The organism is Corynebacterium pyruviciproducens ATCC BAA-1742 (assembly GCF_000411375.1).
Classification (GTDB): Bacteria; Actinomycetota; Actinomycetes; order Mycobacteriales; family Mycobacteriaceae; genus Corynebacterium; species Corynebacterium pyruviciproducens.
Genome location: NZ_KE150447.1, coordinates 1 through 12,445 on the forward strand (window position 1 = coordinate 1; position 12,445 = coordinate 12,445).

Annotated in this window: 12 protein-coding genes and 1 rRNA gene; 3 read left to right on the forward strand and 10 right to left on the reverse strand. The window is 62.5% G+C overall.

The features are described 5' to 3' along the window. The 3 genes from HMPREF1219_RS06430 to HMPREF1219_RS06440 form a co-directional block, all read right to left on the reverse strand. Positions 1-576: ribosomal RNA gene (locus HMPREF1219_RS06430) — 16S ribosomal RNA — on the reverse strand; the annotation flags it as partial. Positions 577-1,113: 537 nt separating this feature from the next. Then, positions 1,114-1,365, reverse strand: a complete 252-nt coding sequence (locus tag HMPREF1219_RS06435; protein ID WP_016458083.1) for a HypC/HybG/HupF family hydrogenase formation chaperone — start codon at positions 1,363-1,365, stop codon at positions 1,114-1,116. Positions 1,366-1,368: 3 nt separating this feature from the next. Then, positions 1,369-2,481, reverse strand: a complete 1,113-nt coding sequence (locus HMPREF1219_RS06440) for a hypothetical protein (protein ID WP_016458084.1) — start codon at positions 2,479-2,481, stop codon at positions 1,369-1,371. 43 nt (positions 2,482-2,524) lie between these two features. Between HMPREF1219_RS06440 and HMPREF1219_RS06445 the strand changes: the two genes are divergently transcribed. Then, positions 2,525-2,863 (forward strand): hydrogenase maturation nickel metallochaperone HypA/HybF, encoded by a 339-nt coding sequence (locus HMPREF1219_RS06445; RefSeq protein WP_016458085.1) that lies wholly within the window; start codon positions 2,525-2,527, stop codon positions 2,861-2,863. On the opposite strand, the gene HMPREF1219_RS06450 is transcribed toward HMPREF1219_RS06445, so the two are convergent. Genes HMPREF1219_RS06450 through HMPREF1219_RS12510 form a run of 6 tightly spaced genes read right to left on the reverse strand, consistent with a single transcriptional unit; the run spans position 2,844 to position 8,447 of the window. Beyond that, positions 2,844-3,347: a HyaD/HybD family hydrogenase maturation endopeptidase gene (locus tag HMPREF1219_RS06450; protein WP_040427390.1), complete on the reverse strand. Its 504-nt coding sequence runs from the start codon at positions 3,345-3,347 to the stop codon at positions 2,844-2,846. The two genes, HMPREF1219_RS06445 and HMPREF1219_RS06450, sit on opposite strands and share 20 nt — an antisense overlap. Further along, on the reverse strand, positions 3,344-4,249 hold the full coding sequence (gene cybH, locus HMPREF1219_RS06455) for a Ni/Fe-hydrogenase, b-type cytochrome subunit (protein WP_016458087.1): 906 nt from the start codon (positions 4,247-4,249) through the stop codon (positions 3,344-3,346). The genes HMPREF1219_RS06450 and cybH overlap by 4 nt, the downstream gene beginning before the upstream one ends. Further along, on the reverse strand, positions 4,249-6,003 hold the full coding sequence (locus HMPREF1219_RS06460) for a nickel-dependent hydrogenase large subunit (RefSeq protein WP_016458088.1): 1,755 nt from the start codon (positions 6,001-6,003) through the stop codon (positions 4,249-4,251). Before HMPREF1219_RS06460 ends, cybH begins: the two co-directional genes overlap by 1 nt. Continuing rightward, positions 6,004-7,224 carry a hydrogenase small subunit gene (locus HMPREF1219_RS06465; RefSeq protein WP_016458089.1) on the reverse strand — a complete coding sequence of 407 codons (1,221 nt, stop codon included), beginning with the start codon at positions 7,222-7,224 and terminating at the stop codon, positions 6,004-6,006. It lies immediately after the preceding gene. Continuing rightward, entirely contained in the window at positions 7,221-8,090 is an 870-nt protein-coding gene (hypB, locus tag HMPREF1219_RS06470) for a hydrogenase nickel incorporation protein HypB (RefSeq protein ID WP_051120517.1), read from the reverse strand. Before hypB ends, HMPREF1219_RS06465 begins: the two co-directional genes overlap by 4 nt. Positions 8,091-8,114: 24 nt before the next feature. Continuing rightward, entirely contained in the window at positions 8,115-8,447 is a 333-nt protein-coding gene (locus tag HMPREF1219_RS12510; RefSeq protein WP_084594712.1) for a hydrogenase maturation nickel metallochaperone HypA, read from the reverse strand. An 89-nt stretch (positions 8,448-8,536) separates the two neighbouring features. Between HMPREF1219_RS12510 and HMPREF1219_RS06475 the strand changes: the two genes are divergently transcribed. Continuing rightward, the gene (locus tag HMPREF1219_RS06475) at positions 8,537-10,876 is read left to right on the forward strand and encodes a carbamoyltransferase HypF (protein ID WP_016458093.1); all 2,340 of its coding nucleotides are present in this window, start codon (positions 8,537-8,539) and stop codon (positions 10,874-10,876) included. A 109-nt stretch (positions 10,877-10,985) separates the two neighbouring features. Continuing rightward, on the forward strand, positions 10,986-11,327 hold the full coding sequence (locus HMPREF1219_RS06480; RefSeq protein ID WP_016458094.1) for a hypothetical protein: 342 nt from the start codon (positions 10,986-10,988) through the stop codon (positions 11,325-11,327). A gap of 49 nt (positions 11,328-11,376) precedes the next feature. Here the strand turns inward: HMPREF1219_RS06480 and hypE are convergent, their stop codons facing one another. After that, entirely contained in the window at positions 11,377-12,444 is a 1,068-nt protein-coding gene (gene hypE, locus HMPREF1219_RS06485) for a hydrogenase expression/formation protein HypE (RefSeq protein WP_016458095.1), read from the reverse strand. Position 12,445 lies beyond the last annotated feature (1 nt).

Below are 12,445 nucleotides of genomic sequence, written 5' to 3' on the forward strand. Positions count from 1 at the left end.
GACGCAACACACCACCTACGAGCCCTTTACGCCCAGTAAATCCGGACAACGCTCGCACCCTACGTATTACCGCGGCTGCTGGCACGTAGTTAGCCGGTGCTTCTTATCCAGGTACCGTCAAACAAACTTCGTCCCTGACGAAAGGAGTTTACAACCCGAAGGCCTTCATCCCCCACACGGCGTCGCTGCATCAGGCTTCCGCCCATTGTGCAAAATTCCCCACTGCTGCCTCCCGTAGGAGTCTGGGCCGTATCTCAGTCCCAATGTGGCCGCACACCCTCTCAGGCCGGCTACCCGTCGCCGCCTTGGTAGGCCATTACCCCACCAACAAGCTGATAGGCCGCAAGCTCATCTCCCACCGCAAAAGCTTTCCACCACACCAACCACGGCATAGTGAATATCCGGTATTAGACCCAGTTTCCCAAGCTTATCCCGAAGTGAAAGGCAGATCACCTACGTGTTACTCACCCGTTCGCCACTCGAGCACCCCAGCAAGCTGAGGCCTTTCCGTTCGACTTGCATGTGTTAAGCACGCCGCCAGCGTTCATCCTGAGCCAGGATCAAACTCTCCAACAAAAAACGTCGAATAAGCAAAAAACCAACCCAACAAAACACCAAAACAGTGCTCCAAAAAACAACACTCAAAAAAACGAGCATCAAAAAATCCAGTTAAAAAAACCAGAAGCGTAAAGAAAATGTAAACAAAAAAAGGCAATGGCCTCAACGAGAAAACCACCACCCACATTGCCAACACAATCCATGCACAACGATCTAACAATCGCCGGTGACAAAAACGCCACCTACAGAATCCGTGCCAAATCCCCCAGCCACAAAACCAGAAAACCAACACAAACCCAGCACACAAACCATGCCAACAACAAAACTTCAAAAAAAGTAGTACATCAACACACTATCGAGTTCTCACACAACATGCACACCAAGAGAAACAACAATCACTTTTGTTACCCCACAAGGCGCTTTGTTAACACTAGATGAACAGTCAACCAAAAGTCAAACCACTCACAACCACTGTGACTAACGCCTCAGCGGCCCGTGCAACGAAGAGAAAATATACACACACCCCAAAGAACACACAAATTGCCTGGTTAAGGGTTAATTTGGGAGTTCATCCAGGAGGTTATTCTTGCGGAGCTCCTCAATGCACTCGGTCGCCTCGTCCTCGTTCATGAGGGTCACGGCGATTTTGTTCTGCACGAGCACGTAGTCCCCCACCTCCGCCTCAGGCAGGTACATGAGGGAGCACTCTTTCACAGGCTCGCTCGCGATGGCGTTGTATTGGACCCTCCCCGTAGGCAGTGGTCCCGCCGTCACCTCAATGATTTTTCCTGGAACACCAAAGCACATGGGCTATTTCCTCTCCGTCTTGATGGTCATTTTTCCCGGGGGCGCAGACACGCACGGCACGCAGGGATCGGCGATCCGGATGGCGCGCTCCATCTCCTCCTCGTTCTTGGCCGCGGTCAGCATCTGGGTGAGCCACGGGTCGTTTTGCGCGGTGGGCGTGAGAATCTGCGCCGCGACGAGTGTGCCCTCCTCGTCGATCTCGTAGTGGTGGACGAGGATTCCGCGGGGCGAATCGACGATCCCCGTACCCACACGATTGACGGGGGTGGTGGAAACCTCGGTGACCAGGTCGCCTTCGTAGAGCGTGGGCGACATGGACAGCTCGAGGAGCGCGCGGGCGGCGTCGAAAAGCTCAACCAACGTGTCACCTTCCGCGGAGGTGAAGGCGGCGCGGGCGCGGGGGCCGACGCGGTAAGCGGAGCCGTCGATGCGCGGGGCGGGGGCAACACTCCCGGGTTGGGTCTCCTTCACGTGGGACGTCCACTCGGCCACCGGGAAGGGGCTGAACTTCCCGCCCTCGATGACACCGACGATATCGCCCAGAGGGTTGAGCTCACCGCGGTGGCTGACAAGTGCCACGTTCGCGCCGGTGAAACCGCTGGGCACGTGAGCGGGCATGGTGTCGAGCCGCGCCTGGAGGTCCCGCACGAGCCGGTTCAGAGGCTCCGTGTCCCAGGCGGTGGCCGCCTGCGTCACACCACCGGGAATCGCCACCGACGGGAAGTGCCCCGTCATACCCACGGCGGCGCACGCCTCACGCGCCGCTTTCTTCGCGGCGACGGCGATCTCACGGTCGGTGAACAGCAAGCGACCGGAGACCATGTCCAAAACTGACGCAAAATGCAATAGAAGCCGCACATCAGTGGCCGTTTCCGTGAGAGAAAGTGCTCCGTAGAGGGAGTCGAGCGCCCGCATCCCCGCCAAGTGATGGGAGATGGGGCAGATTCCGCACAGCATTTTCACGGATTCCGCCACCACGTCCACGGGCTTACCCACGAGCAGGCTTTCCACACGGGGGAAGGTGGTGAGGTCGAAGTGGCGGGTGCCGTCTTGCTCTTCCACCACCACCGCTTCAAACGGGTTGATATCGAGGTCGATCGCTTGCGTTTGTGTCACGAGTAGTTCCTTCTAGCTTTCTTTCACCTTTAGGATGGTGACTATGCATGAGCTTAGCTTGTTGTCCGGTGTCGTCGATGCTGCGGTGGGCGCCGCCGGCGGGAGGGAGGTGCGCCAGGTGAACCTCAACGTGGGGACGCTCAGCGGCGCGGTGCCGGAGATCTTGGAGAACACGTGGCCGATCGCGATCGAGGGCACCCCACTTGCCGGGGCACGCCTGGAGCTCACCATCATCCCGGCGACGGTATTTTGCCCCACGTGTGATTGCGAGCGGGAGATCGACGAGTTTTACGCGCTCACGTGCCCAGAATGCGGAACCCCGACCGCGGACATGCGCCACGGCCGGGAGTTCCAGCTCACATCTATTGACGTTGAGAAATAATCTTTTTGAGTGTTTCGGCGGCGGGCTCGATGGCCGCTTCCACCACCGGGGTGAGGCCCACGCCGAGCTCGGCCTTCTCGGGCACGATGCCCACCACCGCGAGGTAGCTGGGGTCGTACCCCATGAGCTTGGCTGCCGAGAGGAGGTCGAGCAACCCCACCTGGTGGGGCGAGAGCTTCGTGCTGCGCAGCCGGGGGATCTGGTCGCCTTCGAGGACGACCACGTCGCCGGGTTTCGCGCCGGCGATGCTCACGGCGTCGAGCAGGATGAGCTCCTCGGAGTCGAGGATCGCCGGGAGGAGCTCCATGCCGGAGGTTCCACCGTCGACAAGCTCGATGCCGGGGAAACCGTAGGACTGCGGCTCACGGTGGGTGGAGGACAGCGGGACGGGCTCGTCGGGGGCGCCGGTGAGGGCGCGGGCGATGGCCGGGCCGATACCGTCATCGCCCATGAGCGGGTTGCCCACGTACATGACCGTGATCAAGAAATATCGTCCAAATCCACCGGGCGAACGCGACCGGACACCCAGCTCGTGCCACCCACCATGGAGGACAGCGAACCGTGGCGCTCGACAACCTCGGCGCGGAACACGAGGTAGACGTGGATGATGACGAACACCCACATGAGGAACATAAAGCAGGCATGAAGCAGGCGCATCGTGGGGATGCCGAGCCACTGCGCGGGCAGGGCGAGCGTTGCCCAGAACCAGTTATCGTTCACCAGCGCGAGGGAGTACAGCGAGAAACCGCTGATGACCTCCAGGACACACAGGAAGTAGATGCCGGTGTACGCCAGCTGCTGGAGGGGATTGTGAGCCACGTAGAAGGGCGCATCCTTACGTAGGAACATGTAGTACAAGGCCATGCGCCCCGTGTTGATGAAGTCTTCCTTCTTCCACCACGGCCACAGCCCCCGCCACCTGGTCTGCTTTGCGCTGGACACAAACAGGAGGTACAGCCGCACCAGACCGATAGCGCACCACAGGAAGCCACAGCAGATATGGATGAAGCGAATCCATCCGAAAAGGAACCCGGTGTCCGTGGAACCCGTGTTGGGTGAGAACAGGAACGGATCCATGATGCAGTAGCCGGTGACCGTAAGCAAGCACACGGCAAAAAGGTTAAGCCAGTGGGTGATGCGCAGCCCCGCGGGCCACAGGTGCAGCTCGATGAAGTCGTCCTCGCGCATGAGGCGGGTCTTCTCGTCCGCCTGACTCTTCACTGTGGCGTGATGGTACTCTTCCGGCTTGCGGCGCGGGCGGGTACGACGCTCCTCCTCCACCTCGAGCTGGTGCTCGTTTTGGGCGTGGATTTTGTTCGTCTCCGCAATGAGGAACGCGTCCCCGCGGGGTTTCGCCGGTTTCCGGGATTTCCTCGAGCCGCTCATTATCCGGTCACCACCGTAAACGGCCCGGATTCTTCACCTTCCGGGTCCATGATGTGCACTGCGCACGCCATGCACGGGTCGAAGGAGTGGATGGTGCGCAATACCTCGAGGGGCTCATCGTTGCGCACGAGCGGGTGCTTGCCGTCGCCGGCGAGGGACTCCTCGTAGGGCCCGAGCTGGCCGGCCTTGTCGCGCCCGGAGGCAAGCCACGTGGTGGGCACCACCGCCTGGTAGTTTTCCACCTGCTTGTCCTTGATGTGGATCCAGTGGCTGAGCATGCCACGGGCGACCTCCACAAAGGCCATGCCCTTGGTTTCCTTCGGCCAGCTCGACGGCTCCCACTTGGTGCCGTTGAACACGTCGATATCGCCGTGGGCGATGCCGTCGAGGAACTCGGGCAGCGTCTTTTCAATCATGTAATCGGCGGTGGTGATGGATTCCACGGCGCGGGCGAGGGTGCGCCCGCCGGTGGAGTTGAGCTGCTTGAGCTTCAGCCCGAGCTTGTCCAGCGCCTCGTCCACAAGCTTGACTGTGGTGGGTTCGCCCTGGTTGTAAGCGAGAAGCACGCGCGCGATGGGCCCCATCTGCATGGGGCGGCCGTCGTAGCGCGGGGCCTTGGACCACGTGTACTTCTCGTCGTCGGCGAGCCATTCGTACGGGGGCGTGGGGCCCGTGTACTGCGGGTTCGTCTCACCCACGTCGGGGGTGAGCTGCGCCTCGTCGCCGTCGGTGTAGGTGTACCACGCCGAGGAGATGCCCTCGGTGATCTTCCACGGCTCGAAGGGATGCACCGTGGTGAGGTCTCCGTCGAGGATGACGCCGGGCTTGATCTCTGGGTGGATCGTCTCCGTGCGGGACTCGTTGGGGTCACCGGAGTAGGTGGCGCCCGCCATGCCCACGGCAAGGAAGTTGGGGGAGCTTGCTCCGATATCGAAGTAGTCCTTGTACACGCTCATGATGGCCACGGCGTCCGGGTAGTAGCAGTTGTGCACGAACTCGTGGATCTCGCGCGTCCACTGCCGGATCTGGTCGAGGGAGACCTGGTTGACCGTCTCGGATTTGTCCGGGTCGATGGTGCAGGCCATGCCGCCGACCAGGAAGTTCGGGTGAGGGTTCTTGCCGCCGAACACGGTGTTGATGCGGATGATGGAGCGCTGGAACTGGAGTGCGTCGAGGTAGTGGGACACCGCCATGAGGTTGGCCTCCGGGGGCAGCCGGTAATCGGGGTGATCCCAGTACCCGCCGGTAAACACGGACAGCTGGCCGGAGTCGAGGATGGACTGGATGGTCTTCTTCACCTCGGCGAACTTGTCCACGTTGTTGCCGCTCCACGTCGAACCGATGGACTTGGCAAAGTCGACGGCTTTTTGCGGGTCGGCCTCCGCGGCGGAGACGACGTTGACAAAGTCGAGCGCGTGCAGGTGGTAGAAGTGGACGACGTGGTCGTGCACCTCCTGCGATTCGAGGATGAGCTCGCGGATCCGGCGTGCCTGGTCGGGCAGCGCGATCTCGAGCGCATCCTCCACTGCCGCGACGCTGGCGATGGAGTGGGTGCCGGTGCACACGCCACAGATGCGGCCAACGAAGGCCCACACGTCGCGCGGGTCGTGCCCCTTGACAATGGTTTCAATGCCACGGTACTGGGTGGTTTCCGCCCAGGCCTTGGAAATCTTCTGGTCGTCCGCCTCCAGCTCGATGCGGAGGTGACCCTCGATCCTCGTGATCGGGTCGACGACTACTCGCTCTGTTGCCATCTAGCTCTCGCTTCCCTTCTCGTCGCTTGTCGACGTCCCGACCGCCGTCGCGGTTGCGGAGGACTCGGGGTTACGCACCCCGTCGTAGGTTTCCAGGACACGGTTCTCACCATCCTTGGTGTTGATCCGCACCTCTTTGATCATCGTGCCGGCGAAGTGCGCGGCAACGCCCACGGTGGCGGCACCGATCATGCCCCAGCCCACCTTCCGGGCCGTGGTCTCCACGCCGAAGCCCTTGATATCGGGCAGCGTCTCATAGAACGGCGTGAACTTGTCAAAGAAGTCCTTCTCGGTGCAGCCGATGCACGGGTGGCCGGCGCCGATGGGCCAGCCGGACTTGAGGTTCCACTGGATGATCGGGCACGGGCTGAATGTGGACGGGCCCTTGCAGCCCACGTCGTAGAGGCACCAGCCGTTGCGGGCGCCCTGATCATCAAACGCGTGGACGAACTGGCCGGCGTCGTAGTGTGCGCGGCGCGGGCACGAATCGTGGATGCGCTGGTCGTAGGCGAATAGCGGGCGACCCTCGTTGTCCACCTTCGGCGGCTTGCCGTGCGTGAGGATGTACGTGATGGTGGCGGTGATGACCTCGCCGATGGGCGGGCAGCCGCTGACGTTGATGACGGGCTTGTCTTTGATGATCTCGTCCACACCGACGGCCCCGGTGGGGTTCGGCTTGGCGGCCTGCACGGAGCCGTACACGGCGCACGCGCCGACGGCGAGGATCACCTGCGCGTTCTTGGCGGCCTCCTTGAGGATGTCCTCCACGGACCGGCCGGCGATGGTGCAGTACGCGCCGTCTTCTTTGGTGGGCACGGAGCCGTTGACCACGAGGATGTGGGGTTCGTTGAACGTGTCCGTCATGGCCTTGTCTGCCGGGTGCCCGGCGGCGGCCATGACGAGCTCGTTGTAGTTGACGCTAAGGAGGTTGAGCACGAGCTCTTCGATGGTGGTGCCACCGCTGCGCAGCACCGATTCCATGCAGCCGGTGCATTCCTGCAGCTGCAGCCACACGACGTTGGGCTTTTGCACGCCGCCGAGAGCATCGGCGATTTCTTCCGCCTTGGGGTACAGCGAATCGGCCGCGGCTACTGCGGGCGAGCCGAAGGCGAAGATTCCCGCCATCGACGTGCACAGCCCCAGGAAGTCACGCCTGCTAAACCCGTGGCGTTCAACGTTTTCCCACAGTGTTGGCTCCTGCCAGGCAGTAGTCAAGCTCATGAGCGATCCTCTTTCTTCTCTTCTTCACCAACAACTACAGACGCGCCAAGCGCGTCTGCGCTGCGCAGCCATTCGATGGCGTCATCCATGCCCTCGCCGGTCTTTGCCGAGATGTAGAACAGCTTGCAATCGGGATTGACGGTGGCGACGTTCTTCTTAAACAGCTCCATGTCGAAGTCTAGGTACGGCGCGAGATCCATCTTGTTCACAAAGATGGCGCCCACGGACCGGAACATCACCGGGTACTTCAGCGGCTTGTCCTCGCCCTCAGTGATGGAAAAGACCATCGCCTTGGCGTGCTCGCCCACCTCGAATTCGGCGGGGCACACGAGGTTGCCGACGTTTTCAATGAGCACTATGTCGAGGGTGTGCAGGTCGAGCCCCTCCAGCGCGTGGGTGACCATCGGCGCGTCGAGGTGGCATTCGCCCCCGAACCCGTGCCCCGTGTTGAGGAGCGAAATCTGTGCGCCGAACCCCTCGAGCCGATCCGCGTCGAGCGATGTCTCAATATCCCCCTCGATGATTCCGTAGCGCACGTCCCCTGCCGTTTTCTCCAGCACGCGACGGACAAACTCGGTCTTTCCTGCCCCGGGGGAGCTCATCAGGTTGATGGCCACCACCCCATGCTCATCCAGCGCCGACCTGTTGGCTGCTGCCTTGCGGTCGTTTTCGCTGAAGATGTCCTCCAGCACGTCGATGCGCTGGGCACCGGTGTCATACCCCGAATGATCCCCGTACTCGCTCACGAGGTTTTCGGCATCCCCGTGATCGTGGTGTTCGTGACCATGTGGGTGCGAATGGTCGTGCGGGTGTTCGTGATCATGAACGTGCACGGTTCCGTCAGCATGTCGGTGGAAACGTCCCATTAATGTTCTGTTCCTCTCAAGTCTCTAGCTCTTCACATCAATGCTCACCACACGAAACTCGTTTCCCGCGATTACTCTCGTGGGGGCGTCGCACTGATGACAGGTGACGTCGGGAATCCCGCGAAGCACCCTCCGGTGTCCGTTGTCGCACTCCACCTCAGCATCGATCTCATTGATAACAAGTTCGCTGCCGGCAAGCCCGCTGCGGGCACTGACGAAAGTCCACGCGTGGACAAGTGTCTCGGGCACAACCTGGCGTAACGCACCTACATCAAGCCGAATAGCGGTGACGGTGCGCCCGGCCGCAGCACGAGACACAACTCGAGCCAACTGCTCACTTAAGGCTACCTCATGCACACCCCAATATTAGAGTACGGTTACCCCTCCGCAGCCTCCCACTACCTATCATCATCACCCGACTATGGGGAGAGGCTAAGCTAATTTTCATGACTGTTGCGCGGATCAGGCTGACCATTTTCGGAGTGGTACAGGGTGTGGGTTTTCGCCCACACGTTGTCAAAATTGCCCGTTCACACGCAGTAACCGGTTGGGTTACCAACACCGACGCGAACGTTGTTGTGGAACTCCAGGGCGCGCCCGAGGAGCTCGCCGCCACCGCCCGTGACATCACGTCGGATGTGCCTCCGCTGGCATTTATAAGTTTCACAAACACGCAAAGTATTACCCCCATTAAGGATGAGTCCGGGTTCGTCGTCGCCCCCTCCCACCGCGAGGGCACATCGAAGACGCTTCTTCCCCCGGATACCGCGATGTGCGAGGACTGTCGCCGCGAATTCCACGACCCCACCAACCGGCGCTACCACTACCCGTTTATCACGTGCACTAATTGTGGCCCGCGGCTGACGATCATCCGGGATCTCCCCTACGACAGGCCCCGCACAACGATGGTGGATTTCCCCATGTGCCCCGCCTGCAACCACGAGTACACCGACCCCGCCGACCGCCGCTACCACGCCCAGCCGATCAGCTGCTATGACTGTGGTCCCACCGCGTGGCTGGAAAAGAACTCGCCCGTCACCAACCCGGCCCCGCTCACCCCGGCGACAACGGAGCGCCTCAGGGAAAACGTCACGGCCCTGTTCGACACCGGCGCCATCGTCGCCGTCAAGGGCATCGGGGGTTTCCACCTCATGTGCGATGCCACCAACGAGGAGGCCGTGGCAACGCTTCGCCAACGCAAGAATCGTCCCGATAAACCCTTTGCCGTCATGGTGCCGCGCCTCCCCGATATCCCCCAGACTGCCGCCGCCCCCATCGAACTTCTCCCTGTCGCCATCGCCAAGGACCGCATCGCCCGCTTCGATGCGACGCTTGCCCCGTCGGTCAACCCGCGCCTGTCCCGCGTGGGGCTTTTCTCTCCCTACTCCCCGCTCCACGAGCTCATCTGCGACCGTCCGCTCGTGGCCACCTCCGGCAACATCTCCGGCGAGCCCCTTATCACCACCAACGATGGTGCCCGGGCCCACCTCGGCCCCACCGCACCCCGCCCGCTTGCCGATGCCCTCCTCCTCCATAACCGCCCCATCCACCTCCCCGTGGAAGACTCCGTCGTACTCTCCACGCCGGCTACTCAAGCAGCCGCAGCGGAGAACCCAAGCGGCACGATGAATCGGACCGACGCGACAGACCGCAGCGACACGTTTAAACGGAGCGACACGTTAGTGTCGCTGCCCATCCGCCGCTCCCGTGGCTTCGCGCCGCTTCCGGTCCACCTGCCGGGCACCCGGCGCGTCCTCGCCGTCGGCGGCGACATGAAGAACACGTTCACGCTCACCACCGGCCACTACGCCCACGTGTCTCCGCACATCGGGGAGATGCACTCGCTCGCCGCCCGCCGTGCCTTCCGCACCTCGCTCGCCCAGCTGCGCACCTTGACCGGCGCCGACCCGGAGCTCGTCGTGTGCGACATGCACCCCGACTTCGCCACCGCCGACATCGCCGCGGACATCGCCGATTCCCTCCGCGTTCCCCTCGTCGCCGTCCAACACCACCACGCCCACGCGCTGTCCCTCCTCGCCGAAAACCCGGCACTCCTCACTACCCCCACCGAGGAGGGCACGCCGCGCCCTACCGTCGCCGTTGCTACCCTCGACGGCACAGGCTACGGCACCAATGCCACCATCTGGGGCGGGGAAATCCTTCTCCTCGGCCCGGACCGCACCACGTTCACCCGCTCCTGGCACCTGCCCACCTTCCGGCTCGTCGGCGGGGATGCCGCCGTTAGAAGCCCGCACCGCATCGCGCTTGGCCTCTGCCGCGATTGGGGGCTTGCCTCCCCCGCTCCGATCCCGCAGGTAGAACTCTCCCTCGACCGCGACACCGGCACCGTTCGCACCTCCTCGCTGGGACGGCTTTTCGACGCCTGCGCCTACCTGGTGGGCCTCGTCCAGGACCATGCGACGTATGAGGGGCAGGCAGCGATGGAGTTCGAAGCCCTCGCCCTTACCAACAAGAAACCGCTTACTACCTGCGCCACCACACCAAAAATGGCCGTCGAGGAGCTCCTGGCCGACCCGGACCCAGCCCGCGCGGCTGCCCGCTTCCACCTCGCCATCGGCCACATCATCGGGAAGGAATTGAAGGCGACGGGGGCCGACGTGTGTGGCGTGTCCGGCGGGTGTGCCGCCAACCAGCTTCTTGTTTCTGCAATAAAAGACGAGGTCGGGGCGGAAAACCTGTTAACACATCACATCGTTCCACCGGGCGACGGCGGCTTGAGCCTGGGCCAGGCGCTGTACGGAAGGCTCACCCCGGATCCCTCCTAACCCGGCTGTCCCGCGGGGTTGCCGGCGCTCGGGCGTCGTGATTCCCCTTACCCCCGTAGGTTCGCGCTATTATTGCAATTGGTATTACAGTCTAATCAAGGGCCCCACCATGACTCGTTCCTCCTTTTATGCAGGCGCGTGCAGCGTGCTCATCGGTGTTGCGGTGTACGCCACGGCGCTCCACGTCACGCCACTCATCATTGCCTCGGCGACGCTGCTCTGCATCCTCGCCTACAGTGAATACGCCCACTCCACGGTCCGTCGTTCTGTGGACCTGAAACAGTCGCTCAGCATCCTCGTAGTGATCGTGCTCCTCATCGTCGCCTACCTCGGCACGTTCACCCACCTCACCGCGTTCATTCTCGGCCTCGTCTCGTGTGCTCTGAGCTGGCTGTTAATCAGGCTCAACACCACTGGTAAGACCGCGGACACGGAGGCCGAGGGTACATAAAAGGTGCCGCCCGCGCAGGCAGGCGGCACCTTCGTTCTGTGCTGCTTGGCTAGCAGATCCTCGGCAGCGGATCACCCACGAGCATGTCCACCATGCGGGTGCCGCCGAAGCCGGTGACGAGCACAACGGCGCCGGCGGGCTCCTCCGCCACCTCGCCGATGCGGGTGGCACCCTCAAAGCCCGCCTCGTGGAGGGCCGTGACCGCGGCCTCGGTGTCCGCTGGGTCGACGACGGCGAGGAATGTGCCCTCGTTGGCCACGTACAGCGGGTCGATGCCCAGCATGTCGCACGCCGCGCGAGTCATGTCGCGGACGGGGATGGAATCGTCGTCAAGCACGAGCCCTAGCCCCGAGCCGTGCGCAAGCTCGTTGAGGACGGTGGCCACCCCACCACGCGTCGCGTCGCGCATGAAGTGCACCGTCGCTGCTTCAGTGAGCTTGTCCACAACCCCGTTGAGCGCCCGCGTATCCGACTCAATCGGCGCAGAGATCGCGAGATCCCCGCGCGCCATCATGACAGCCATCCCGTGATCGGCGATCGGACCTGAGCAAATCACCTGGTCACCCACCTTAACCTCCTGGTAACCCAGGGTGAGATCGGTGCCGCCAGTCCCGGCCGTGGTGATGTAGAGCTTATCGGCGGAGCCCTTGGGCACCACCTTGGTATCGCCGGCGACGATGTTCACGCCCGCGGCCTCAGCCGCGGCCTTCATGTCGGCCACGACTTTCTTCAGCGTTTCGATCTCCAGGCCCTCCTCAAGGATGAAAGAGGCTGTGATGGAGGGGTGGGTGGCACCCATCATTGCCAGATCGTTGACGGTGCCGTTCACGGCCAGGTCCCCGATCGAACCGCCGGGGAAGAAAATGGGGTTGACCACGTACGAGTCAGTGGAAAGTGCGACGCGGGTGCCGGCCACCTCGGCGATGGCGGCGTCGCCCTCGGGGTTGCCAAAGGCATCCTGGAACACGTGGGCGGTCAGTGCGGCGGAGGCCTTCCCGCCGGCGCCGTGGGAGAGGGTGACGTGATCGTCGCGAAGCCTAAAGCCCCGGGCACGTACCCGCCCGATGTTGGCGTTGACCTTGGACTCATCCTCATTGAGCCGATTCTTCGGTTGCATG